This is a genomic window from Vibrio sp. HM8-C (assembly GCF_058630515.1).
The window spans coordinates 47,782-73,900 of record NZ_JBMMKS010000006.1; the positions used below are offsets into that span (position 1 = coordinate 47,782).

The window sequence follows — 26,119 nt, forward strand, 5'->3', positions numbered from 1 at the left end:
TCAACTCCTAGTTCAAACATCAGCGGATCAATTCAGCAATAACGACAGTCACCACATAGATAACAAACGCAGAGACTAAAGTGGTAACAATCCACTTTTGAAATTTCGCGTTAGTACCGTAACGGATCAACAGAAAAGCCAGTATCACCAATACAGCAATAGCGATTAACCTATTCATGGAAGCCTCCAAATTGTTGACTAGCTTATAACACGTATTATTGCCCAAAAGGTCATGGGAAAGTATATAAATCCGTAACTTGAACCACAATGTAACATTAAATTGATCTAGCGCGTGACATCACATTTTGATTTCGCTAATATCCCCAACGCAAATTATCCATTCACATGGATAATTGTTCCGATGAAGACTGCAGGAGAGAGGTTATTAATCTAATAACAAATTGTTAGATTAGTGTTACCCGCCGAAGAAGTAAATCTTTCAGGTGCTTTATTCCACATTTGGAATGAGCGAGGACTGTAGTTGGAGGAACCTCTGGAGAGAACCGTTAAATCGGTCGCCGAAGGAGCAAGTCCTGCGTTTAGCAGGGTGAAACTCTCAGGCAAAAGGACAGAGGAGTGAAAGGCACTTTTGTATTCGTAGCGCTCTGCGCCACGGATCTATTTATATTATTTAGCACCCTTTCTCTCTTCTCCTTATGTGTTGTTTTTTAAGGGGAATTCATGACAAACCTTCAATCTTTATTACAATCCATCGACAATTTTATTTGGGGTCCACCACTTCTTATATTACTTGTTGGTACAGGTATCTATTTTACAATCCGTCTTGGCTTACTACAGTTTCGCCATCTTCCAACCGCGTTAAAAATGGTCTTTTCTAAGGACAAGCATTCAAACAAAGAAGGCGACGTTTCCAGTTTTGCAGCTTTGTGTACTGCCCTATCTGCCACTATCGGTACAGGTAATATTGTGGGTGTGGCAACGGCCATCAAAGTTGGCGGTCCTGGCGCTCTGTTTTGGATGTGGTTAGCCGCGGTATTTGGAATGGCAACTAAATACGCTGAATGTCTACTTGCGGTCAAATACCGTAAAACAGACGCAAACGGTCAGATGGTCGGCGGTCCAATGTATTACTTGCAAGATGGTGTAGGTTCAAAAACTCTTGCGATTCTCTTTGCTGTATTTGCTGTGGGCGTAGCCTGTTTTGGTATTGGTACCTTCCCTCAAGTGAACGCCATTTTGGATGCTACACAAATCTCATTTGGCGTGTCACGAGAAGTGACGGCTGTAGTACTGACTCTGCTAGTAGCATTTGTAACGATTGGCGGTATTCAATCTATTGCCAAGGTTGCTGGTAAAGTCGTACCAACAATGGCGGTATTTTACGTCGTTGCTTGTTTAAGCGTTATCATCACCAACTCAGATCAGCTGCTCAATGCGATTGAGCTTGTGCTGGTTTCTGCGTTTACTTCTACAGCTGCCACCGGAGGCTTCTTAGGCGCAAGCATTATGCTGGCTATCCAGTCTGGTATTGCGCGTGGTGTGTTCTCAAATGAATCAGGACTTGGCAGTGCTCCTATTGCAGCTGCAGCAGCGAAAACAGATTCCTGCGTACGCCAAGGTCTGATCTCTATGACTGGCACATTCTTCGATACCATCATCATCTGTACCATGACAGGTTTAGCGTTGATCCTTACAGGCGCATGGCAAACAGATTTAGCCGGTGCAGCAATGACTACGCATGCGTTCGCTGTTGGTTTGAATGCAAATACGTTAGGGCCAATGCTGGTTTCAATTGGTCTAATGTTCTTTGCGTTTACGACGATCTTAGGCTGGAACTACTACGGCGAGCGCTGTGTCGTGTATTTATTGGGTACGAAAGCAGTATTACCATATAAGCTCGTTTTCATCGCTCTAGTGGCATCAGGGGCATTCCTTCACTTGGATATGATCTGGATTCTCGCAGACATCGTAAATGGATTAATGGCAATTCCAAACCTCATTGGTCTAATTGCCCTTCGTCACGTTGTAATTGAAGAGACGAGACGTTATTTTGAGGCGCACGTACGTTATTCAAAAGCTCTTGCTTAAACGCGGAGTAAGAGGATAAAAAAATAGCGCCTTTTGGCGCTATTTTCTTTTATTACATATAGATAACTAAAGCTTAAACCGTTTCTTTCTCTAGTAGTAATTTGATGCCTAAAGTCACCAATACCACGCCTGTTGTACCTTCCATCCAACGCATGAATGAAGCATTTTTAAGTAGGTTCTTTGCTGAACTTAATGCTGCAGCCAAACCACATTGCCAAATCATCGCAATCACAAAATGAATCGCCGCCATCAATAAAGATTGAAGCAATGGCGAATGTTCAGGATTAATAAATTGTGGCAAAAACGCTAAGTAAAACACCGCTGTTTTTGGGTTTAGAACGTTTGAAAGGAAACCTTCTCGCAATGAACGCTTAAGGTTCAACGACGAATGTGTTGCCACAGCAACGTTTAGCCCTTGACCAGAAGCCATTAGTGCTCTCAAGCTCGATAAACCAAGCCAAATAAGATACGCCGCACCAATCATCTTCACAAAATGAAACAGCTCAGCAGACTGAGCTAAAATGGCAGAAATACCGATTGCAGAAAAGGTAGCGTGGACAAAAAGTCCCGTACAAATTCCCAAGCTAGTAGTACAACCATCAGCGAATCCCGCTCGAGAAGTATTACGGATAACCAAAGCGGTATCCAAACCCGGAGTGAGAGTCAGAATGGTAATTGCAATTAGAAAAGCTTCGAAATTTTGGATGTACATTATCAATCCCTGATGAATTATGAGATCTTCGTTATACAACAAAGATCTCATAGTGTCTCTATGACTTTTAAGTTAAAGAATAATTAGTTGGCAAGCTGAGCTAATCGTTTAGCCGCCGCAGCATGACGCTCTAGCAGATGAGCCATATCAACGCCCACAACTTCGCCATCTAAAACGCGCCATTGACCAGCAACCATCACCTTGTCCGCCTGCTGAGCACCACATAAAAGTAATGCCGCCAGAGGATCGTGACTGCCTGAAAAACGAATATCATCAAGTTTAAACATGGCAATATCAGCTTCTAAGCCAACTTGTAACTCACCAATATCACTACGTCCCATTGCGGCTGCCGAACCTTTCGTCGCCCAACGTAATGCATCAAAATGTGTCACTTTTGCTGAACCATAGTGAAGACGTTGCAAATACATCGCCATACGCACTTCAGCAATCATATTTGAACCATCATTTGAAGCGGAACCATCAACACCCAGCCCTACTTTCACGCCCGCAGATTCCAGTTCCAGATTTTTACACATACCAGAAGCCAGCATCATATTTGAAGTTGGGCAATGAGAAATGCCTACACCCGCTTTGCCAAGTCTGAGAATTTCTTCTGAGTTGAAATGTATGCCATGTGCTAACCAAGTTCTGTCATTTAGCCAGCCTACGTCTTCCAAATAATCAACGGGTCTCATCCCGAAACGTTGAATGCAAAAATTTTCCTCATCTATGGTTTCACACAGATGTGTATGAGTCATAACCGCTTCACGTTTGGCAATACGAGCGGTTTCCTTCATTAAGTCCGTTGTGACCGAGAACGGCGAACAAGGCGCTAACGCGATTTGCGTCATCGCTCCATCTTCAGTCTGGTGATAGTCACGAATTAATCGTTCGCTATCATCGATGATGGTTTGTTCTTTCTGTATGGTATGTCTTGGAGGAAGACCCCCCTCATCCTCACCTAAACTCATTGAGCCACGAGTAAAGATTGTACGGACGCCAAGCTTACGAGCTGTCTCAACCTGAATATCAATGGCATGTTCGAGTCCTGCAGGCAGCAAATAGTGATGGTCAGACGCTGTTGTACAACCAGAACGCATCAACTCCACTAAGGCTAGCTCAGTAGCGACGCTGTGCATTTCATCATCCAGATTTGCCCAAACGGGATAAAGACTTTTCAACCAATGGAACAATTCTTTGTTTAAAGCACCGGGATAAGCACGGGTGAGTGTTTGGTAGAAATGATGATGGGCATTAATTAACCCGGGAGTGACAACGTGACGCGATGAATCAACCGTATAATCGTAAGACATTGAAGGTGAACCGTTTAACGCAACCAGTTCAATAACTTTGTTTCCGCGAATTACCACTCCACCACGAGCATCGTTGGAATTCCCTGTATAAATCGCGAGAGGATTCTTAATCCAGATAGTTTGCATTCATAAATATCCTTAGCCGTTTCAACCATTTCAGGGGAATCGGACTTAATTTGTTGTCGTTAGTGTAAATCACAAGCCACTAACACAACGGTTTTGTCGTTGATAAAACACCATAAACATGGCGCATTGCTTCCACTCTAGATGACGAGTGAATTCATCAGGCACGCCTTCAGATGCAAATACAATAACGAAAAATGAGAAATTAAGGCAATAAACTTACCGTTATTTGTTCGATAAATTACACAAGCATTATGCAACTGATCAGAAAAAACGCGACAACACTGTTTTGTAGCGATAAAGTATCGCCCTCTTTCTGCTTTAAACTAAGTCACACTTTATTATGCAATCCAACCCTTTACTGACGATCCCTGTTGGGGTTCGTTTTATGTTTCTATCTGCACTTGGCTTCTCATTAATGACGGCCTGTGTCAAAGCGGTGCACGAATACGGCATTCCTGTATTTGAAATTGTTGCTGCCAGGGCTTTGATCTCTTTCATCATTAGTTATGCAGACGTAAAACGTAAAGGTATTTCAGTATGGGGAAACAATAGGCCTCTGCTGCTGATTCGAGGCGCGATTGGTACATTTTCATTGATCTGCGTTTACTATTCGGTGACTTCACTACCACTGGCAGAAGCAACGATTCTACAATATACGCATCCTATTTTTACGGCACTTTTAGCGGTCTTTTTCCTAAAAGAACGCATTCAACCTGCAACGTTAATCTGCATCGTACTTTGTATATTGGGTTTGTACTGTATATTGCTACCGGAGCTAGATGGTTCAAGCGAAGTAAGTTTACCTACGTTTAGCGTTATGGTCGCATTGCTTGGGGCATTTGGTAGCTCAATTGCCTACGTAATCGTGCGCAAGCTTAGTCAAACTGAGGACAGTTCAGTCATCATTCTTTACTTCCCTATGATAGCGACTCCGATATCAATTCTTTTGGTATGGAATGATTTCATTTGGCCAGACATGACACTGACCTTTATGTTAATTATGATCGGGATCTTTACTCAAATTGGACAATATGGTTTAACCAAAGCCATGAAAACCCAAGAAGCAGGTAAAGCCTCAGCATTCTCATACGTTCAAATCGTGTTCTCGATTATTATCGGGCTTGTGTATTTCGATGAAATTCCAGCCATGTGGACATATATCGGTGGTGCTCTTATTGTCGTAGGCGCGTTGATCAACGTGTTTGGACAACGTATTGGTCGCCGATTAGCATAAGAATTATTGTGTTAAATAGAAAAGAAAGTCGCCCTAATTGGCGACTTTTTTGTTTGGTCAATGGACTATGCTTCGATAGGTTTACGCCAGTCGTCAGAGCCAGAAGTACCAGCATTAACGTGATCCCAAGTAATTTTGCGGTATGACATAGACACCGTGAGATTCTGAGTAAAATCCGATTTCGCTGGGTCTTGGCAATGTGGCATTTCACAATGAATATCAACGATAGAAGCATTCTCTAGTTTAGTGACAAAGAAGTTTTCTTGTTTTCCTTCAATGGAAGTACGGTACCACTTCAGCTCGACCGTCTTCATTTTCTCACCTGAAGCTAATGCGTTATAGAGTAAAGGTACTGCTTTGTTTAATGCCACAGTGAACTTAAACGGTTTATGTACACGTTGCCCCGAAGGTTGACCTGATTGTGGGTCAGTCGGCACGGTTACGCTGTGGTCGAACTGCTGGACCAACATTTCGTCTTCATGGCCTTCAACAAATGAGTCACCAATAGAATCTGACGTACACGCGCCAGACGTAATCAAACCCTGTGTTTGCCCTTCAATCGAGATATAACATGGAGTTGGCATTTTACATTCCTCTTTATCAGTATAAGTATCGCGTTATGCGTTAAGTCTTCTTCTAGAGAGCAAGTGAAATGCCAAAGAAATAGCATCAACAAATCAAACACTTAAAATAACTCTTTGAAATATTGTGCAATATTCTGCCTAAACAGAAGTAATAACCTGCTTAATGAGCAACATACAAAACCAACTTAATTTGGTGATTAGATTTTCCCTTGATACACTTTCCCAAAATTTCTTTAAGGAAAAAGGAACGCTTTCGATGAGTGCATTCAACACCTTAGTTCAACACTTTAAAACCATTTCGCATTTCAGCCATCTCTCTGCAATTTGTGGCTGGGATCAAGCGTCAATGATGCCAAACGGCGGTGCAGAGGCACGCTCCGAAGCGATGGCAGAACTCTCGGTTCACATCCATAGCCTGATGACAAAACCGCAACTTGAAGAGTGGTTTGCCAATGCGGCATCTGAAAATCTTGATAACCAGCAACTCTCTACGCTAAGAGAAATGAAGCGCCAATGGCAACAAGCCAACGTACTGCCAGAGAGTTTAGTGCAAGCAAAATCTCTGGCAGGTTCTAAATGTGAGCATGCTTGGCGTAGCCAACGTAAGAACAACGACTGGGTAGGTTTTGAAAAGAACTGGGCTGAAGTGGTTAAGCTGTCTCAAGAAGAAGCGGCAATACGAGCAGCTGCAACTGGGCTTTCACCTTATGACGCGATGTTAGACATCTACGAACCCGGAACAACTACACAATCTTTAGATTTGGTTTTCAATGATGTGAAAAGCTGGCTACCAGCACTGATTGATGCCGCGATAGAAAAGCAAAAATCAGAACATATTGTTTTGCCTAACGGTCATTACGCAACAGAGAAGCAAAAAGCGCTTGGTTTAGACGTAATGAAGCTACTTCAGTTCGATTTCAACCACGGCAGACTTGATGAAAGTGTTCACCCATTCTGCGGGGGCGTACCAAGCGATGTTCGCATCACTACTCGTTACAGCGAACAAGAGTTCGTGCAGTCTCTCATGGGTATAGTGCATGAAACTGGGCACGCTCGTTACGAGCAAGGGCTTCCAAAGTCATTAGCTGGCAATCCTGTTGGCGAAGCGCGTTCTATGGGCATCCATGAATCTCAGTCTTTGTTCTTTGAAATGCAGGTCGGCCGCAACGAGAACTTTATTCACCACTTGGCTGGTTTAGCTGCGACACATTTTAAAGACAGTGATAAACAAGTGCTTGAAGTAGAGAATATGAAGAAACTCTACACTCGAGTGAAAAGAGATTTTATCCGCGTCGATGCTGATGAACTCACCTATCCTAGCCATGTCATTTTGCGTTACGAAATAGAGCGCGACTTGATGAACGGCAAGATAAAGCACACAGATGTACCAGAACTCTGGGATGCAAAAATGCAGTCTTACATTGGATTGACTACAAAAGACAATTACAAGAATGGCTGCATGCAAGACATCCACTGGACGGATGGAAGCTTCGGGTACTTCCCTAGTTACACATTAGGGGCTATGTACGCAGCTCAGTTTATGGCGGCAATGAAGAAAACTGTGGATGTAGACAAAGTGATAATAAGCGGCGATCTAACACCTATTTTCACTTGGCTTTCTGAAAATATTTGGAGTAAAGGCAGCTTACTCACAACTGATGAGTTAGTGAAACAAGCAACCGGTGAGACTCTAAACGCCGCGTTCTTTAACCAGCATTTAACTTCCCGATATTTAGGTTAGGTGGCTAAACTGTTAACGTAAAAAAGCCAGCCCATTGAGGCTGGCTTTTGTATAACTGAGCGAATGATTTATAGGAAATGGAAAGTCGCGTTCAGTGTAAACGAGTCAATGTTGTCATTGTCCAGTTCATAGTTGTTGTAGCTCGCGCCTACTGAGAATGGGCCCATGATGAAATATTCGGCACCAAAGCCATACATTAGATCAACACCATCATCGACTTTGCTGCCATTAATTTCTTCATCCCAAGAGTGAACACCAGCACGTGCGTAAACATGCAAAGGACCAAAATCAATACTAGGTTTAAGAGCAAAGTAAACTGAACTTGCTGATAATTCTTGGTTTGCACCGATGTCAAAATCACCGTGATCGGTATAACCCGCTTCAACGCCAATAAACGGCAGAATACCTGTACCTGCATGCACAGTCATAGACGTAGATGTTTTACCATTAAGGTCAGACTGTCCAACAGACGCACCACCGTAGATCCATGAATCAGCGAAAGCTGTTGTAGACGCTCCGATAAGAGCGAGTGCTAATAGAGTCTTTTTCATAATTAACCTTCTTTTTGTAACGGGAGGCAACAATCCGGTAATCGGCCGTCCGTTGCCACATAGCGCCAAATTATAGTGATTTCACTTAGCTATGCAAATGTTATACCGAACAAGCATCAATAGCATTTTTAACGCGCTTATCTGAGACAGGATAAGGCGTGCCGAGTTGTTGAGCGAAGAAACTTACTCGAAGTTCCTCTATCATCCAACGCACTTCCTTGATGTTCTCCGGCAATGCCATTCCTTTTGGAACTTTATTTAGCAGCTCTTTATAGTCTTCTCGAATAGATTCCACTTTCAGCATATGCAGACGATCTTTATTCGGATCTATCGGCAGCTTCTCTAAGCGGCGCTCTATTGCCTTCATATAGCGCAAAATGTCTGGTAGTCGTTTCCAACCACATTCTGTCGCAAAACCTTTGAAAATCAGACCTTCGATTTGAGCTTTTACATCTGACAATGCAAATGCCATCGTAAAATCAACCTTTCCTTTCAATCGCTTATTGATGTTGAATGCCATCGTCAAAATGGCCTCCACTTGTTTGGCAATATCAACAACAGTGTCACCCAGTTCCGCTCTAACAAACTCTTTGAGAGATTCAAACTCATCTGGCGTCCAGGCTAAGCCACCACGTTCTTCTAGTAACTTATCGATACCACAAGCAATACAGTCATCAATCAAGTCCATCACTTTACCAAACGGGTTGAAATACAATCCAAGTTTAGACTTGTTCGGCAAATTGGTATGCAGATATTTAATTGGTGACGGTACATTAAGCAAAATCAAACGGCGCTGGCCTTCGCGCATCGCGCTTTGCTGCTCTTGCTCTGTTTCAAACAGCTTGATCTCGACACTATCCTTTTTATCCACCAGTGCAGGATATGCTTTAACTTCAAAACCGCCACGCTTCTGCTGATAGACTTTTGGTAGTTCACCAAACGACCACGTGTGTAGACCCGATTGCTCAATATCATCATCAGCAACTTGAGAGAGTGTTTCTTGAACTTTCTCTTTCAAACTCTCTTTAAGTTCGTAGAGATCTTTGTTTTCCTTCAGTTTACGGTTGCGATGATCTACCGCTCTAAAGGTTACTTTCAAGTGGTCAGCCACCTGCGTTAAGTTCCAATCATCACGAGATACAGCAACACCCGTCATTCGACGTAGTTCTTTCTCCAATGCATCAAGTAAAGGAAGTTCCATTGCTGTCACGCGAGCTAAGAACGCATCTGCATAATTTGGTGCTGGTACAAAGTTCTTACGTACCGCTTTTGGTAATGACTTAATTAGGCTAACAACGAGCTCATGACGCAAACCCGGTATCTGCCACTCAAAACCCTGAGGTTCGATTTGGTTAAGGATAGGCAATGGAATATGCACTGTGACACCGTCACTATCCTCACCCGGTTCAAACTGATAGCTCAGCTTGAGTTTAAGTCCATTCTGGTACCAGAAGTTAGGGTAATCCAAATCGGTAACATGGCTAGCATCGCCTTTGAAAAGCATCTCTTTTTCAAAGTTCAGTAGCTCTGGTGTTTTCTTGCTGGTTGCTTTCCACCACGTATCAAAATGGCGACCAGAGACCACTTCTGTACCAACACGTTGATCATAGAATTGGAATAGATCTTCATCATCAACCAAGATGTCACGACGGCGTGACTTATGCTCTAACTCTTCCACTTCCTGCAATAACGAGCGGTTAAGTTTGAAGAAGTTATGTTTGGTTTCCCATTCACCCTCAACAAGAGCGCTACGAATAAAGATTTCACGACTCAACGCCGGATCGATATTTCCGTAGTTCACTAGACGTTTAGGCACAATAGCAATGCCATAAATCATCACTTTTTCATACGCCATGACGGCTGCACGTTTTTTAGACCAATGCGGCTCACTGTAGCTGCGTTTGATTAGGTGTTTAGCTAGAGGTTCAATCCATTCTGGTTGGATTTTCGCAACGATACGCGCCCAAAGTTTTGAGGTTTCAACCAATTCAGCGGACATCACCCATTTAGGCTGTTTCTTAAATAGTCCCGATGCTGGGAATATGTTGAATCGAGCATTACGAGCACCTTGATACTCGTTCTTCTCTGGGTCTTTCATACCAATATGAGACAGTAAGCCGACTAGAATCGAAGTATGAATAGCGTCATAGCTACCCGGTTCATCGTTTAGCTTGTACTCCATTTCTCGCATTGATTGATGCAATTGGAAATATACGTCCTGCCATTCACGAATACGCAAATAGTTCAGATAGTCTTGTTTGCATTGACGACGGAACTGATTGCCCGTTAATGCCTTTTGCTGTTGCTTAATGTATTCCCACAAATTCACAAACGTGAGGAAGTCAGACTCTTCATGGTGGAAACGGCGATGTTTATCATCAGAAGATTGCTGCTTATCGCTTGGTCTTTCACGTGGGTCTTGAATCGATAGTGCAGAGGCGATGATCATCACCTCTTTCAAACAGCCCATACGAGGCGCTTCTAAAACCATACGAGCTAAACGAGGGTCAATTGGCAGTCGAGCCAGTTTACGCCCCACTTCCGTAAGTTGTTTGTCACTGTTTTTCGAGTCTTCTTTGATTGCACCTAACTCTTCAAGCAGGCGCACACCATCTTGAATATTGCGTTTATCTGGCGCTTCCACGAATGGGAAAGCTTCGATGTCTCCCAGCCCAAGAGCTGTCATTTGCAAAATAACTGATGCTAAGTTGGTACGCAGGATTTCAGGGTCAGTAAACTCCGGACGCGAGTTAAAATCTTCCTCGGAATACAAACGGATACAGATACCCTCTTCCACACGACCACAGCGACCTTTACGTTGGTTCGCACTCGCCTGAGAAATAGGCTCAATTGGAAGACGCTGAACTTTGGTGCGATAACTATAACGACTGATACGCGCTGTACCTGGGTCAATCACATACTTGATACCCGGAACTGTCAGTGACGTCTCTGCTACGTTGGTTGCAAGTACAATTCGACGACCCGCGTGTGGTTGGAAGATTTTGTTTTGTTCACCCGCGGATAAACGAGCGTACAAAGGCACAATTTCAGTATCACGAAGATTACGTTTAGACAGTGCATCTGCGGTATCGCGGATTTCACGCTCACCATTCATGAATATGAGTATGTCACCCAGCCCTTCATCGCAAAGCTCATCAACAGCTTCAAAAATACCTTCTAGCTGATCACGATCACTGTCCTCATCACTCGCCAATGGGCGATAACGCGTATCCACCGGATACGTACGTCCAGAAACCTCAATGATCGGCGCACCACTAAAGTGGTTTGAGAAGCGCTCAGGGTCGATGGTTGCTGAAGTAATAATGACTTTAAGATCTGGGCGACGCGGCAGCAATTGCTTCAAATAGCCAAGAATGAAATCGATGTTTAAACTGCGTTCGTGTGCTTCATCGATGATGATGGTGTCGTACTGATTCAGAAAGCGGTCATGCTGAATTTCAGCCAGTAAGATACCGTCCGTCATCAATTTGATTTGAGTCTGATCTGAGATCTGGTCGTTGAATCGTACTTTGTAACCAACAAAGTTACCCATTTCCGTTTCCATCTCTTCAGCAATACGGGTCGCAACCGAACGTGCCGCCAGTCGGCGTGGCTGAGTATGACCAATGAGACCGTACTTTCCTCGACCAAGTTCTGCACAAATTTTCGGTAACTGAGTGGTTTTACCTGAGCCCGTTTCACCGGCCACGATAACCACTTGGTTTTCTTTGATGGCTTTTGCGATATCGTCACGCTTTTGACTTACAGGCAGAAGCTCTGGATATTCGATGGTGACTTTCTGGTTGATTCGTTGCTGCACAACCATCATTGACTGCGCAATATCTAAAGCGATTTCATCAAACACCGCGTTACGTGCAGCATCTTTCTTAATTTTACTTGCGCCCGAAATACGCTTACTGAAACGAAATCGATCTTTCAGCAAGCATTGCTTAAGCGCTTTATTCAAAGATTCTGCGCTGTTCGCTTTTACTGAAGCATTGGATTCTGAATTTGGCTGTGACTGAGTCAAAGCGTTTACCTATTCTTTTATTTAACAAAACTGCGCGGATTGTACCACAGTGTGGGCTGAGGATTAGCAATTCCTCTTATTCAATTTTTTTGAATGATTCATGCGAATATTCCTGCTTTTTATGCGTGCCACCTCTCATTATTATGCAATCATCAATGTGATACCTTCAACAAAGGAAAAATTATGTCTCAAGTACTTGCACTTAAATCCAGCATCCTTGGTGATTACTCTCAATCAAGTAAGCTGATTGACGCTTACCTAACCAAATTTGATCAAGAGAAACTTGTTGTTCGTGATCTGGCTGCTTCTCCACTTCCAGTACTTGATCTATCCGTTGCGACAGCACTTCGCGCTACAGACGATCTCACTGCAGAACAAAAAGAAGTTGTTGCACTATCAGACGCGCTAATCGCAGAAGTTAAAGCAGCAGACACTCTTGTTATTGCAGCTCCTATGTACAACTTCACAATCCCAACTCAGCTAAAAAACTGGTTTGATTTGATTGCTCGCGCAGGTGTGACATTTAAATACACTGAAGCTGGCGTACAAGGACTTATTGAAGGTAAGAAAGCGGTTGTTATCACTACTCGTGGTGGTATCCACAAAGATTCAGCGACAGACATCGTAACGCCTTATCTAAAAACGATTCTAGGTTTTGTTGGCATAACAAACGTTGAGTTTGTCTATGCAGAAGCTCTAAACATGGGCGAAGAGCCAGCAGCTAAAGGGATTGAATCAGCACAATCTCAACTAGAAGCTATCGCACTGTAATCTCCAATCGTTGTAAAGCTACGACATAGCCCGTAGTCCATAACTCAGTGCACTATAAAGCAGTCCATTTTAGGCTGCTTTTTTCTTGGGTCTTTATAAATTGGACAAAATTAGTGGCACAAACCACATTTATTTAGACAAAGAGATCATTTATTTAGACAAAGAAGTTAAGAATACTTAGTTTTCATAACGTTTGACCGTTAATATACGCAGACTAAAATACCAATAAGACTTGATTTTGAAAGCATCAGAACTTAAAGCGCTATTAGACAATCTTCCACAAGGTTTCGACCCAGACATTGTTATGGGTGAAGAGTGGTTGCCAGAACGCCTGATTAATACCCACCTTAATGACGATTTTTTATTCCTAGAGTTTGATAACGCCCCCGAAGAAGATCAAGGTGACGAAGAAGGTCGCGGTTTTGTAGAACATGAAATCGAGATGATTCGTAGCCAAATCGAAACTTTGCTTCGCGAGAAAGACAAAGGCATCAAAACCAAATCTGAGATGTTGCTGACCTTACTTATCATGGCACATGAACGTACCAGTTCAGAATTCATTGAATTAATCGAACCCTATGCCGACGACAACGAGTTTTAAAGGTGTTCTCGTCACCCCAGCTCGATTTCAATTACCTTCATATTGTGCTACATAAATTTTACTGAACTGTTTGTTGTGATGTTGGTCTCTATATTAAGGTCTTTACACCGAACAATCTGAATATTAGCGAGTGAGATTTTATCATGTTCAATGCAATTACCTCTTTATTCAAACAGCTGCTTGATGGCCAAGATCTTAGCCAACAAAAACAGAGTCCAAACCTAGCGATTGCTTGTTTATTAAGTGAAGTTGCAGGTGCCGACTACCAAACTGATAGCAAAGAGCAAGAAGCTAAGCTGCATCTAGTACAACGTTTACTCGGTTTGGATGAAATAGAAGCGCAAGCGCTAGTGAACAAAGCCGACGAACAGATTAAGCAGTCTGCCTCACTATACGATTTCACTTCTCAATTGCGTGAACTTTCGCAAGAAACTCGTTTTGAACTGATCAAAGCAATGTGGGAGGTCGCCCATGCCGACGGTGAAATTGACCCGTTAGAAGACGCCGTGATCCGAAAAGCCTCTGAACTTCTATATGTTGACCACAACCAGTTTATCCGCGCAAAACTGATGACGGCAAATAAGCAATAAACCTCGACAGATACAACAAAGGGCACTTCAGTGCCCCTTATTTTTTTAATCAACTGTTTTGATGATCAACAGTTTAGATGACCAATTTTAAAAGCATCTTTTTTAAAGCATAGTTAATGCGAGCTTCGCTAAGTTGTAGGCATCAACATATCCCGAATGTTGGCGACCTTCCCACTCAATGCCTTTACCTTCTTGAGCAGCACGATGCCCAATACGCTTATCTTTGAGGCGATTTTGAATGCGGTAAATAGTGGCAAGATTCAAGAACTCGTTAAACGGAACTTCAATGCCCTTATCCTGACACTCTTTAAGTAAGATTTGGTCATCTCTTCCCCACGAGGCATAGATCTTATGTGGACCACCAAAATTCTTAACCATAGATTTGAGAACTTCAGCCAATGGACGACCTTGCTTTTCAATCTTTCTCGGAGTGATGCCTGTCAGCTCGCTACAAAACAGTGAAATTTCATCATGCTCAGGTTTCACATAGTACTGAGCTCGTTTGACGATTTCGCCTGCTGACAAATCAATTTCAGCCAGACCTATTTCAATGATCTCGCCAGTCGTGCCCACTCCGTTTTCATTCCAACAGCACATTTCCAAATCGAAGCAAACAACGCGGTTATAGTTCATTGGTAAATCTGATCCCTTTCTTTTAATACTCAAAGTCTAAAACTGAAAAGCGGCTATGTTACCTGAACGAAAGTGAAAACTCGACGTTCAAACACAATTTTGCCCTGCATAGCCATCCTAAGTTCATTCATTCGCTTATTAATTCTTCAAATGTGTTTAAAAGATAGTCTATTGAACTAGATTAATAGTGAGAAGACCGCTTTTCTGTAAGCCTTAATCCTTGAATATGGTAAGATTCGCCCCTATTTTTTTGCTAACTTTTATCTAGTGGTGCAGATGTTTTGCTCAACATTGTCTGCATTCATTTATCTATAGAGAATTCATCATGAACTTCGATTTAAACGCCATTCCAACCACCTTCGATATGCTTCATGCTGGTCTAGCCGCGTCTAGCGTTCTACTTCTTCTGATTGCCGTATCTCGCAAATCCAAAGTTATTGAGAAGCCTGTCGAGAAAATTGTTGAAGTCGAAAAACCTGTTGAGAAGATCGTTGAAGTTGAGAAAGTTGTCGAGGTAGAAAAAATCGTCGAGAAAGTCGTTGAAGTTGAATCGAAACTAGCGACTGCAAATACAGATTCGGCAATGCAGCTACTTTCTTTATTTCAACAGGAAGCTCGTCTGATTGATTTCCTAAAAGAAGACGTTGCAGGCTTTTCTGATGAAGAAGTAGGTGCAGCGGCACGAGTTATCCATGCTGGTGGTCAGAAAGTACTAAAAGAGTATGTGGCTCTATCTCCTGTTCGCAGTGAAGAAGAAGAAACACGCATCACTTTGCAAGAAGGCTTTAACGCTCAACAAGTACGCCTAGTTGGTAACGTATCAGGTTCAGCGCCATTTACTGGCACTCTGATTCATAAAGGTTGGAAAGCTGATTCGATGACTCTGCCAAAACTTGCAGAGAACTATGACGCTTCTATCATTGCTCCAGCTGAGGTTGAGCTGTAATGGAACAAAACGCAAAATTCAGTATTGGTATTGATTTAGGCACTACTCACAGTGTGCTTGCCTATGTGGATACTCAAATAGAAAACCCAATCGTCAATGTCATGGGCATTGCTCAGATGACGGCTCCGGGTACGGTTGAAACACGTGACCAACTTGGATCTTTTTTGTATCAGCCTCATGAACATGAGATGTCTGAGTCTTCAAGACGCTTACCTTGGACTGATAAACCACCTGCTCTGGTTGGCGCTATTGCACGTAACCTTGGTGTCAAAACTCCGATTCGTCTTGTCGCTAGTGCGAAATCTTGGTTGTGTCACGGTGGTGTAAATCGCCGTGAAGCATTTCTGCCACAAGGCAGTCCTGAAGATGTGGAAAAAGTTTCACCACTTCGTGCGACTGAGCTGTACTTAGAACACATTAAACAAGCTTGGAATCATGAGCACCCTGCTCATCCTATTTCAGAGCAAGATGTGACAATTACAGTACCAGCATCTTTCGATCCTGCAGCTCGAGACCTGACCGCTGAAGCGGCACGTAATGTAGGGTTCACCCAACTAACCCTGTTAGAAGAGCCGCAAGCGGCGCTATACAGCTGGATCAACAACAGTGCTGATGCATGGCGCAATGAAGTGTCTGTAGGTGAAGTGATTCTGGTGGTCGATATTGGTGGTGGTACAACGGATTTATCTTTGGTGGAAGTAACTGAAGACCAAGGTAATCTATCGCTAAATCGTATTGCGGTTGGAGAGCATATCCTGCTTGGTGGCGACAATATGGATCTTGCACTTGCATACCGCTTAAAAATGAAGCTGGCTCAGGAAGGTAAAGAGTTACAACCTTGGCAAGTTCATGCAATGACGCACGCTTGCCGTGATGCAAAAGAAGCACTTCTTAAAGATTCTGAACTGCAATCTGTGCCGATTGTGGTACCAAGCCGTGGCTCGAAACTTCTGGGCACGACACTAAAAACGGAACTGACCAAAGAAGAAGTTCAGCAAACGCTGGTAGACGGCTTCTTCCCGCAAGTTGCAATTTCTGACCACCCAATTCAGAAAACGCGCGGCGCATTAACCCATATGGGGCTGCCTTATGCGCAAGATGCGGGTATTACTCGCCACATCGCCGCTTTCCTGTCAAAACAAGCTGATGCTCAAAGACACGGTGACAACAGCGGTTATAGCAATGGTGAGCAAACTCCATTCAATATGGCAGGCATACCGGGCATGCCCGCCCCTACTGTAGACTTCATTAAACCAAACGCAATTTTGTTCAATGGTGGCGTGCTTAAGTCAGACCTATTAGCCAATCGTTTGTTTAACACCATTAATGAGTGGTTAAGCAGCGCACAAGCCCCACAAGCGAAACGTCTGTCGGGTCTGGATCTTGATTTAGCCGTTGCTAGCGGTGCAGCTTACTACGGCAATGTTCGCCGTGGTCAAGGTGTTAGAATTCGCGGTGGCATCGCGTCAGCCTATTACGTCGGTATCGAAAGTGCTATGCCTGCAATTCCGGGAATGGCGCCACCAATGGAAGCTTTATGTGTCGCACCTTTTGGCATGGAAGAAGGCTCCCATGTTGAAGTTACAAACCAGAAGTTTGGTCTAGTCATTGGTCAGCCAGTTCACTTCCAGTTCTACGGTTCAACGACTCGCCGCGATGATACTGCCGGTACTCACCTTGACTACTGGGCTCCAGAGGAGCTAGAGGAGTTACCTGAAATTCAAGTAACACTGCCTGTATCTGAAGGTCGCCGTGAAGGTGAAGTCATTCCTGTCACGCTTGCTTCGCGCGTAACAGAACTTGGTACTCTCTATCTTGAAGCGATTGCCGCAGACAACGGTCAAAAATGGCATGTTGAGTTCGATGTAAGAGAATCCAACGAAGAATCAGAAGATTCACAGTACTAACTATTAAACGGCATCCTTAGCGATGCCGTTTATCTATATTCAAAGTGTCGTTACTAATAACGACTCTAATTAAAGATTAATACTCAAACTACTTGGAGTTTCAGGTAGGCGGCAAGTGAGTGATTCCCCATGAGCATAGATAAACTATGTGATTGGGGTGAGCGAACAAGCCCCTATACCAAAACATAAAGCACTACAGCTTCAAGTAGGAAGAGTATAACGAGGTTTCTCTAAATGGCAGCACCACGTTTTCTTGTCGGGATCGATTTAGGAACCACCAATACGGTGGTCGCATTTTGTGAATTAATGGATGATCTCGAACACGCAGCTGTAGAACTTTTTCCGATAGACCAACTGATTGGTCCTGGCGAAGTTGTCCGAAAACCACTGTTACCCTCCTTCCGCTATCACCCGGCACCGGGACAAATTGCTGCCAGTGACCTAACGCTTCCTTGGGATAACAAACCTGTTTCTGGCGACATTGATCTTGCCATTATTGGACAATGGGCGAGAGATTTAGGCGCTAAAGTCGAAGGTCGCCAAGTCTCCAGTGCCAAAAGCTGGTTATCTCATCCGTCGGTTGATCGCTCAGAAGCTATTCTTCCTTGGGCGGGAGCCGCTGATGTTGAAAAAGTATCACCGGTGGTGGCAAGTGCAAGCTACCTAAATCATATTCGTCAAGCATGGAACTACCGACACCCAAGTAATCCATTAGAAAATCAGGAAGTGGTCGTTACCGTTCCAGCTTCTTTCGATGAGACAGCGCGAAAACTCACTTTAGAGGCAGCGAAACTTGCTGGGCTAGGCAGCATCATTTTATTGGAAGAGCCTCAGGCAGTTTGCTATGACTGGTATTCCCGACACAAAGATTCGGCAAGTGAGCAGCTCGCTGAAATCCCTCTGATTCTCGTTTGCGACGTGGGTGGCGGCACAACCGATTTAAGCCTCATTGAAGCAAAATTCGATAACGGTGATTTGGCGCTTAACCGTATTGGCGTAGGTGAGCATTTGATGCTCGGCGGTGACAACCTTGACCTTGCGCTCGCACACTTAGCAGAAAGCCGATTTAATCAAGCTAAAAAGCTGACAGCGGCGGGTCTAACAAAACTGATACAGCAAACACGACAAGCAAAAGAAAACCTGCTCTCAAGTAACGCTCCAGAAACCGTTAAAATAACCATGCTTGGTAGTGGTTCTAAGCTACTTGGTGGAACAAAAAGCGTCAGTCTCACCAAAGAAGAAGTACACCAAATCGCATTGGATGGTTTCTTCCCAATTTCCGATTTCGCTCAGCTGCCAAATAAACGCCGTAGCGCCATGATGGAATTTGGTCTTCCCTATGTAGCTGACCCCGCTGTCAGTAAACATGTCGCAGAATTTCTGACTCAACATCAGCAAGTATCAAAAGCCGCGCTTAATGAAATCGACGCTGACCAGCCTTCTATCCCTGTAGGGTTGTTGCTAAATGGCGGTGTTTTTAACAGCGATCTGATTACAGAGCGAATGAAGACGTTGCTTGGTCACTGGCGTGGTGAGAGTATCACTCAACTTGATAACCCCCATCCTGACTGGTCAGTAGCTCTCGGAGCCGTAGCGTTTGCCAAAGCTCGTCGTGGCGTACAACTTAAAATCGGTGGAGGATCGGCTCGCTCTTACTTCCTTCATTTGCAAGAAAAAAACAGTATGGGCAAAGCCCTGTGTCTATTAGCGAAAGGAACTGAAGAAGGTCAAGAGATCCGATTAACTAGCCGTCGTTTTTCATTAACGCTAGGTATGCCTGTGCGTTTTAACCTGCTAACGTCAACGCACGATCAAATATCTAACGACATCAGAATACAAAATGGAGTCTTGGTTGATATTGACGCGGATAAATTCCAACCATTACCACCCTACATCACCACCTTACAAGGCAATGAAAACATTCAACTGCAAGCCAATCAAAAGCAGCGTGAAGAAGTACTTCTCGCCTGCCAGCTTACAGAAGTAGGTACACTGAAAATGGAATGTGTATCCACCAGCGATGAAACTAAACGCTGGTTGATGGAGTTTGAAGTTCGTAACAATAACCAAAACCAAGCCAATCAAGAGTTGGATAAGCCAAACCCTAAGCTTGAACAGGCAAAAACGTTAGTAACGCAGATTTACAGTGGCAATAAGAACAGTGCCGACAATAACGCAGTCAAAACATTAAACAAAGATTTAGAGAAACTACTCGGCAAACGTGACGAGTGGGACTTTTCGGTTCTTCGTTCTCTATTTGATACTTTGGCATTAGGTAGAAAACGTCGCCGCCGCTCCGAACAACACGAGAAAAACTGGTTACGATTAGCAGGGTTTGCATTGCGTCCTGGATTTGGCGACGCCACCGATAGCTGGCGGATCGAACAAATTTGGGGTTTATACCAACAAGGTATTCAGTTTCAAAACCATCAAGGCTGGAGTGACTGGTGGGTATTTTGGCGACGTATCGCAGGAGGTTTAAACCAAGAGCAGCAAGAAATCTTGTTAGCGGACATCGCGAAACATCTGCATCCGGGAGCTTCTCGCAATCCTAAATCTAATCAAGAAGCACAAGACAAAGGCTATGAAGCCATGGTTCGCTTAGCGGCATCTTTAGAACATTTGGATGTGGAAGATAAAGTACTGTTAGCCACTTGGTTTATTAATAAAGCTTTGAATCAAACACAATTTGAGCAGGCTCACTGGTGGGCAGCGGGTCGCCTTCTTTCTAGAACACCGCTTTACGGCAGTGCACATAATGTGGTGTCCCGCGAACAAGTTCAACAATGGTTACCAAAGCTATTGGATAAAGACTGGGTTAAGGAGCCAATGATCGCGTTTGCCGCTGTAATGATTTGTAGAAAGACCGGCGATAGAACGTTAGACATTTCAGATGACTTCCGAGCATCTGTACTCGAAAAACTCAAACAAAGCCGCGCACCTGAGGCTTGGGTTCAATTGGTAGAAAATGTGAGTGAGTTAAGTGAAACCGAGTCAAAACGCATTTTTGGTGATGCACTTCCTCATGGTTTGACACTCATCTCTCACTAAATCGTTCATGAGCTGTGTTAGTAAACCGAGCCAAGAAGTTCATCTTTGGGTTCGGTTTACTTTAACAAGACATCATGAACGTTAAATAACAAGAAAATGCTCTTTATTTGTTCAATCCTGTATATATTTTCTTTCAATTAGATGAAAAAACGCACTTATTTGGACTCGCATTTGAACTATAAACCGTTGTAGAATGTGCGCCCTCGCTGCCTGAGTGGTTAAAAATATGCCAAGCAGTGAGGTTACTTCTTATTTGGTCTTAATCTGTAGAACACGACGCATTGCCCAATATTGCCAATCTAGCCCTATCTGCCTATTGATGGAAGAAGGTTAGCGCAAATTGGTTAGTGTGATGTGGTTAAGTGAATGTAATCAACGATATTGCAGATTCAATTGAGAAGAGTATAAGTGGATTTACACTCAGAGTGTTCCGACCCAAGGTGTAGATCGTTTTCGATACCTTTTATTCGAAATGGCAATAACTTTCGTATTAATACACTGCATTATTCAAAGATTGTGAAAGCTAATGGATAAAGATAAGTTTACTAACGTTTATCGTCTGCCGGGTTCTATTCAGGTTCGTATTGCCAAATGGCAAGCGACATTCCGTGGTACTTCGGATATTGTTCTGCACGATGCTTTGCTTGCTCGTAACAAGCAATTCCAAAAACCAGATTTCCTTCCTCGCGGCTGGTGTTTAACACCGTTCTCTGAAGACGATATTTCTATTACTCATCATGGTAAATATATTCAAACAACGATGCTCACCATGATTGATAAGAAAGTGTCTTACAAGCGCGTATATTTGTCTCGAGTGCCACTTGAACAAGCTGAACCTGCTTTGCGCCAATACAAAATCGAATGGATGCGTAAGTACAACGACATCGTCAATAAATACAACAAGATCAAAAAGAAAGAGCTGATGGTATATGCTTGGGAAGAAGTAGAAACACTCTACCCGTCTATACCCAAAGAGCAATTTGACAAGAATTTGTGGAATAAATTGGTGACGTCACAATTTGGCCCAGAGCGTAAATACACCAACCCATATTTCGTAAAAAAAGCCGATTTCTAAACGAGACTTGTCACCAGAATCTTATTTAGGATGAACGAAATACATAAGGCTCATGTGTAATCACATGAGCCTTTTCTTATTTACTGTTATTCAGTTGCGGTGCATCAAACACAGTTACGATTAATGTTGAACACCTGATGGATTTGAGCCGAAATCGGTTTGTTTATAGATATCGGCAAGCGATTTGCTTTTGTGTTTGGTAGTATGACGTCGAGACCGTTTCGGTTCAAATTCTTGCTCGACATGTTTGAGAGTGGCTTCGTGTTCTTTAGCCATTTCAATGAAATCAGGGTTAGACATCGCCTCTTGGCGTAGGCGGTTAATGCGTTCTAATGTTTCTAACAACATAAGTTACCTCCTCTAGCACTGTTTATGCATACAGTATAGTTAAGGTTACATAATTGTCAACAAAAATACTGGTTATTAACACAGTAATTGTGGATGAGATCTTAGTTCAGGATCTTTAACGATCTTCAACCATTTACACTACAAATACTTGTTATATAAAACATTAGTCAATATTGGGATGTCTATAAAAATAAGGCACCGTTTTTGAAATAACTTTAAATCCATACCTTTCTACGATGGGACGACTCATTTCGGAGGCATCAATGTACAAGTATTTCTTACCCGCTAACATTGCATCTCGAATCCTTTGTTTAAGCAATGCTTGATAGTGACCACGTCCACGCTGGCTTTGGACTGTACTTCCGCCCCAGATACCTGCAAACGGCGACTTATCATTGTTAAAGATCACCCAAGCCGATGACACTGGCTGCCCTTCGTCATAAATAACATAGATGCGAATACTGTCTGGACGCGTTTGCTTCAAATGAAGCAAGTGTAAATAATAGGCACTAAAGTCTTCACCAGTTTGAATTCGTTTCACTTCAATCGCATCGCGAATACCACAAGCATCAAACACTTCAACACATTGAGTTTGAAGTTCAGGCACTGAATCATAAGCGCCAAGATCGAGCACCATAAAGGACTCTTCATCCTCTTGGTAAAATCCTTTGTCCAACAACATCTGTTCGATTTCGCTTGGCGAATCGAAGTCATAGACTTTCCACTCAAAGTTTTTACCTAAACGATAGAAATAAGCCATTTGCTGTTCAATGACATCAGGCGCTTGCGAAGCCTCAAGATTGAAATACGCGATAAAACTGCCATCCACATCTGGAGAAATCACTCGGACGAGTGATTCATGTGAGTAGATTTCCCAATCAGGGATCTCAATATGCATTCGCTCATAACAGTTAAACTGAGTCAAGATATCAGCTGCGTTCAAGGCATTTCCTCACAATGACGAAAAGTTGTAGATCTTTAGGGCTAATAAATTGCGCGGCATTATCCACTGTCTTTTTAAATAGTGTTAGTACTTTCGCACCTCTAATACTTTGTTATTTAAATTTAGTAGGTTAAAGCGAAATTCGTCTTAAAAATGCAACTTATTTGACGCATGTTTCGGCACATTTCACAGATTAATGTTCGTTTGCAATAACGAATTGAGAGCAGATTTTCAGAGGCATATAGTGTTGAGGTTTTCTCGTCACACCGCCAAAAATGCACTCAATGTTCCATATTTACGCAACCATACTTTTGTTATCTCTTTGTTCCGTCCTATCGACAAGTCATGCCAGTGACAGAGCCGAATGGGACTCAGTAGTGAATAAATCACTAAACCGAGATCCTGATTTAGTCTTACAGCTTTTAAAAGACAGATATGCCTCTCTCGCTCCTAATGCGGAAAAACTCTATGTCGCTAGTCGTATCCATGAGTTTATGACTAATAAGGACCAACATTATTTCGGCAATAAAAACGCATTACCTCTTTCTTATAATGAAGATGAGAGGCTTTTTATTGAGGCGCTAAATCATGAAAGAAATAAACGCGAATCTGATGCCATAAAGAGTTATCAAAAGCTTTATGCTCAAATGCAACAAAGACAAGACAGTGATGGCATTTTCTTATTCGAGTACCACCTATGCCGACTACTTAATTTTCAGGGTGACTACCTGCAGAGTCAAAACTATTGCACACAACTACAGAACAGGTTGGATGAAACTAGAGACCCGATCATTCCTCGTTATCGCACCCTCAACGTAATAGCCAAGAATCTCGAAAATATTGGTGATTACAAAGGAGCATTAAGTGCCTATAAGCGACTGTTAGATGAAGTTCCTGAAGGTATCGATACAGCACAAGTATTTAATGACATAGGGATTCTGCTCTGCACATTGGGTCAATATCAACAAGCGTTAGAATATCTGTATCGCGCCCTAACACTGCATGTTGAGAATCAGAATGATAAAGGTATCGCACAAACTGAACACAGTTTAGGCGAGGTGTACCATCACAAAGGCGAGTTGCATCAGAGCATTACCCATTTTAATAAGGCACGTTTAATACACATGAAGCACAACGATGTGCGAGGTCTGGCTTACGTGCATCTTGGGCTGGGTAAGTCATATACTGAACTTGGATCTTTCCACGAAGGTATCAATCAACTTCTTAAAGGTCTCGACTACGCCATCCAACGCAAAGATATCACTCTTAAAACCGATGTAGTTTTAGCGTTGTCTAATTCCTACGTTCAAAAACAGTATTATCGACAGGCAGAGTACTACGCATTAAAGGCAAAGGTGCTTGCAGAAGAATCACAGAATATACGAACACTAACCCAAGCATTACGTCAGTTAGCGAAAATCGCGGATAAGAGTGGAAAATACGAACTGGCACTCTCCTACTATCGTCTATACGTTGAAAATGAAATAACAATTCGAGACAGTGAGCATTTCAAAGCATTAGAAGCCCTTGATCAATCCACATCAACGCTAGAGCAAAAATTATTGAGTTCAGAGCTACTTGCTCAAAATGAAAAGCTTTATGCAGATATAGAACACTTAAAACAGGAGCGACGCTATGTTCTGCTGATGGTTGTATTGCTTTTAATGATAGTGGCTTATCTCATCCACAAGGCGGCTCATTCACACAATCGACAACAAATGGATTGCCTTACCGACGCGCTACATCGAACAGTTTTTATTAATAGACTAAAAAATGCCGACATAACTCCGCTTCGAGATACCAAAAATGTGGTGATTCTTTTTGATATCGACAATCTCAAGTTAATAAACGACTTATACGGCTATGAGGCAGGCAACAAAGCGTTAAAAATGATATCCAAAACGGTTGAAAAAAATTTGAATAAGCCGGATTTCTGGGGACGCTTGGGTGGTGATGAATTCATTCTCGTGCTGAGAAATGTTGAGCACTATGAGGTACAGCAACGAGTAGAAACGCTGCATAAAGCACTGACATCGAAACCATACTCATACAAAACCAATGATTCTGCAAACAAAAAGCCGCTGTATGTCTCCACCAGTTTTGCCTTTCTGACAACGGAGGAACAAATCAGCGACTTCAATCAGCTCTATTCAGTTTTGGATCAGGCGCTTTTCAAGATCAAACAAAAAGGACAGAACTGCATCTTTGATGCTTGCAGAGACTCTATTGATTGCTCTTTTGTTTCAAAGAAGCCATAACTGCGGCGCGATTATCTAAATAATCTTTCAGCCCTGCTTTACGAAGATGACAAGCAGGGCAATCGCCACAACCGTCTCCGATAACGCCGTTATAGCATGTCAACGTTTCATTACGCACGAGATCTAACGATTCATATTGATCAGCGAGAGCCCATGTTTCCGCTTTGTTCAACCACATAAGCGGAGTACGAATTTCCAGTTCACGATCCATACCTTTAACAAGTGCACTGTTCATCGACTTGATGAACTCATCACGGCAATCTGGATAACCTGAAAAATCGGTTTCACACACACCCGTAATGACGGTTTGAGCACCAATTTGATATGCGTAGATACCAGCTAAGGTTAAAAAGAGTATGTTGCGACCCGGAACGAATGAATTTGGTAGTCCATTATCCTGAAGCTCATGAGATACAGGGATATCATCACGAGTTAGAGAACTGATCGCCAACTCATTGAGCAGACCAACATCCAATACTTTGTGCGCAGTGACACCAAGTTTTTTACTTAATGCTTGAGCCACTTGGATTTCGAGCTTGTGTCGCTGTCCATAATCGAACGTAATCGCATGAACTTCATCAAAATCTTTCAGCGCTTGAACTAAACACGTTGTTGAGTCCTGACCACCACTAAATACGACAACCGCTTTTTTCATG

At 43.0% G+C, this 26,119-nt stretch carries 21 protein-coding genes and 1 riboswitch; of the genes, 11 read left to right on the forward strand and 10 right to left on the reverse strand.

What is annotated here, in order from left to right; all coding sequences use genetic code 11:
* Positions 1–19: 19 nt before the first annotated feature.
* Positions 20–178, reverse strand: coding sequence for a hypothetical protein (locus tag ACOSVQ_RS09045; protein WP_165311316.1), 159 nt, complete (start codon positions 176–178; stop codon positions 20–22).
* Between the two features lie 305 nt (positions 179–483).
* Positions 484–582, forward strand: a riboswitch (glycine riboswitch).
* 99 nt (positions 583–681) lie between these two features.
* Between ACOSVQ_RS09045 and ACOSVQ_RS09050 the strand changes: the two genes are divergently transcribed.
* Positions 682–2,049 (forward strand): alanine/glycine:cation symporter family protein, encoded by a 1,368-nt coding sequence (locus ACOSVQ_RS09050; RefSeq protein WP_491982226.1) that lies wholly within the window; start codon positions 682–684, stop codon positions 2,047–2,049.
* Between the two features lie 73 nt (positions 2,050–2,122).
* Here ACOSVQ_RS09050 and ACOSVQ_RS09055 read toward each other — a convergent pair whose 3' ends face one another.
* Positions 2,123–2,761, reverse strand: coding sequence for a LysE family translocator (locus ACOSVQ_RS09055; RefSeq protein ID WP_491982227.1), 639 nt, complete (start codon positions 2,759–2,761; stop codon positions 2,123–2,125).
* An 83-nt stretch (positions 2,762–2,844) separates the two neighbouring features.
* A complete protein-coding gene (locus tag ACOSVQ_RS09060) occupies positions 2,845–4,200 on the reverse strand; it encodes an 8-oxoguanine deaminase (protein WP_491982229.1) in 1,356 nt (451 codons plus the stop codon).
* Positions 4,201–4,540: 340 nt separating this feature from the next.
* Between ACOSVQ_RS09060 and ACOSVQ_RS09065 the strand changes: the two genes are divergently transcribed.
* Positions 4,541–5,434, forward strand: a complete 894-nt coding sequence (locus ACOSVQ_RS09065; protein WP_491982230.1) for a DMT family transporter — start codon at positions 4,541–4,543, stop codon at positions 5,432–5,434.
* Between the two features lie 65 nt (positions 5,435–5,499).
* Here ACOSVQ_RS09065 and hcp-2 read toward each other — a convergent pair whose 3' ends face one another.
* Positions 5,500–6,018 (reverse strand): type VI secretion system effector Hcp-2, encoded by a 519-nt coding sequence (gene hcp-2 / locus ACOSVQ_RS09070; protein WP_491982232.1) that lies wholly within the window; start codon positions 6,016–6,018, stop codon positions 5,500–5,502.
* Positions 6,019–6,274: 256 nt separating this feature from the next.
* On the opposite strand from hcp-2, the gene ACOSVQ_RS09075 reads away from it, so the two are divergent.
* On the forward strand, positions 6,275–7,759 hold the full coding sequence (locus tag ACOSVQ_RS09075) for a carboxypeptidase M32 (RefSeq protein WP_491982233.1): 1,485 nt from the start codon (positions 6,275–6,277) through the stop codon (positions 7,757–7,759).
* A gap of 68 nt (positions 7,760–7,827) precedes the next feature.
* Here ACOSVQ_RS09075 and ACOSVQ_RS09080 read toward each other — a convergent pair whose 3' ends face one another.
* Positions 7,828–8,310: a porin family protein gene (locus ACOSVQ_RS09080; protein WP_491982234.1), complete on the reverse strand. Its 483-nt coding sequence runs from the start codon at positions 8,308–8,310 to the stop codon at positions 7,828–7,830.
* A gap of 100 nt (positions 8,311–8,410) precedes the next feature.
* Entirely contained in the window at positions 8,411–12,340 is a 3,930-nt protein-coding gene (hrpA, locus tag ACOSVQ_RS09085; RefSeq protein ID WP_491982235.1) for an ATP-dependent RNA helicase HrpA, read from the reverse strand.
* 183 nt (positions 12,341–12,523) lie between these two features.
* On the opposite strand from hrpA, the gene ACOSVQ_RS09090 reads away from it, so the two are divergent.
* The 3 genes from ACOSVQ_RS09090 to ACOSVQ_RS09100 all read left to right on the forward strand — a co-directional run bounded on the left by ACOSVQ_RS09090 (position 12,524) and on the right by ACOSVQ_RS09100 (position 14,302).
* Positions 12,524–13,111, forward strand: a complete 588-nt coding sequence (locus tag ACOSVQ_RS09090) for an FMN-dependent NADH-azoreductase (RefSeq protein WP_491982236.1) — start codon at positions 12,524–12,526, stop codon at positions 13,109–13,111.
* A 238-nt stretch (positions 13,112–13,349) separates the two neighbouring features.
* Complete coding sequence (locus ACOSVQ_RS09095) at positions 13,350–13,712, forward strand: VC1380 family protein (protein WP_491982237.1); 363 nt, start codon at positions 13,350–13,352, stop codon at positions 13,710–13,712.
* A gap of 143 nt (positions 13,713–13,855) precedes the next feature.
* Positions 13,856–14,302: a tellurite resistance TerB family protein gene (locus ACOSVQ_RS09100; RefSeq protein ID WP_491982238.1), complete on the forward strand. Its 447-nt coding sequence runs from the start codon at positions 13,856–13,858 to the stop codon at positions 14,300–14,302.
* A gap of 102 nt (positions 14,303–14,404) precedes the next feature.
* On the opposite strand, the gene ACOSVQ_RS09105 is transcribed toward ACOSVQ_RS09100, so the two are convergent.
* Positions 14,405–14,935, reverse strand: coding sequence for a 3'-5' exonuclease (locus tag ACOSVQ_RS09105; RefSeq protein WP_491982239.1), 531 nt, complete (start codon positions 14,933–14,935; stop codon positions 14,405–14,407).
* Between the two features lie 325 nt (positions 14,936–15,260).
* Here ACOSVQ_RS09105 and ACOSVQ_RS09110 point away from each other — a divergent pair, with 325 nt between their 5' ends.
* The 4 genes from ACOSVQ_RS09110 to ACOSVQ_RS09125 all read left to right on the forward strand — a co-directional run bounded on the left by ACOSVQ_RS09110 (position 15,261) and on the right by ACOSVQ_RS09125 (position 21,914).
* On the forward strand, positions 15,261–15,881 hold the full coding sequence (locus tag ACOSVQ_RS09110) for a DUF2760 domain-containing protein (RefSeq protein ID WP_491982240.1): 621 nt from the start codon (positions 15,261–15,263) through the stop codon (positions 15,879–15,881).
* Positions 15,881–17,788: an Hsp70 family protein gene (locus tag ACOSVQ_RS09115; RefSeq protein WP_491982241.1), complete on the forward strand. Its 1,908-nt coding sequence runs from the start codon at positions 15,881–15,883 to the stop codon at positions 17,786–17,788. Before ACOSVQ_RS09110 ends, ACOSVQ_RS09115 begins: the two co-directional genes overlap by 1 nt.
* A gap of 234 nt (positions 17,789–18,022) precedes the next feature.
* On the forward strand, positions 18,023–20,839 hold the full coding sequence (locus ACOSVQ_RS09120) for an Hsp70 family protein (protein WP_491982243.1): 2,817 nt from the start codon (positions 18,023–18,025) through the stop codon (positions 20,837–20,839).
* A gap of 526 nt (positions 20,840–21,365) precedes the next feature.
* Positions 21,366–21,914: an MSHA operon transcriptional regulator gene (locus ACOSVQ_RS09125; protein WP_491982244.1), complete on the forward strand. Its 549-nt coding sequence runs from the start codon at positions 21,366–21,368 to the stop codon at positions 21,912–21,914.
* 120 nt (positions 21,915–22,034) lie between these two features.
* On the opposite strand, the gene ACOSVQ_RS09130 is transcribed toward ACOSVQ_RS09125, so the two are convergent.
* Both ACOSVQ_RS09130 and ACOSVQ_RS09135 read right to left on the reverse strand, forming a co-directional pair.
* Positions 22,035–22,262 carry a hypothetical protein gene (locus ACOSVQ_RS09130; RefSeq protein ID WP_491982245.1) on the reverse strand — a complete coding sequence of 76 codons (228 nt, stop codon included), beginning with the start codon at positions 22,260–22,262 and terminating at the stop codon, positions 22,035–22,037.
* 163 nt (positions 22,263–22,425) lie between these two features.
* Positions 22,426–23,205 carry a GNAT family N-acetyltransferase gene (locus ACOSVQ_RS09135; protein WP_491982246.1) on the reverse strand — a complete coding sequence of 260 codons (780 nt, stop codon included), beginning with the start codon at positions 23,203–23,205 and terminating at the stop codon, positions 22,426–22,428.
* Between the two features lie 377 nt (positions 23,206–23,582).
* On the opposite strand from ACOSVQ_RS09135, the gene ACOSVQ_RS09140 reads away from it, so the two are divergent.
* Positions 23,583–25,463: a GGDEF domain-containing protein gene (locus tag ACOSVQ_RS09140; RefSeq protein ID WP_491982248.1), complete on the forward strand. Its 1,881-nt coding sequence runs from the start codon at positions 23,583–23,585 to the stop codon at positions 25,461–25,463.
* Here ACOSVQ_RS09140 and queC read toward each other — a convergent pair.
* The gene (gene queC / locus ACOSVQ_RS09145; RefSeq protein WP_491982250.1) at positions 25,429–26,118 is read right to left on the reverse strand and encodes a 7-cyano-7-deazaguanine synthase QueC; all 690 of its coding nucleotides are present in this window, start codon (positions 26,116–26,118) and stop codon (positions 25,429–25,431) included. The genes ACOSVQ_RS09140 and queC overlap by 35 nt on opposite strands.
* Position 26,119 lies beyond the last annotated feature (1 nt).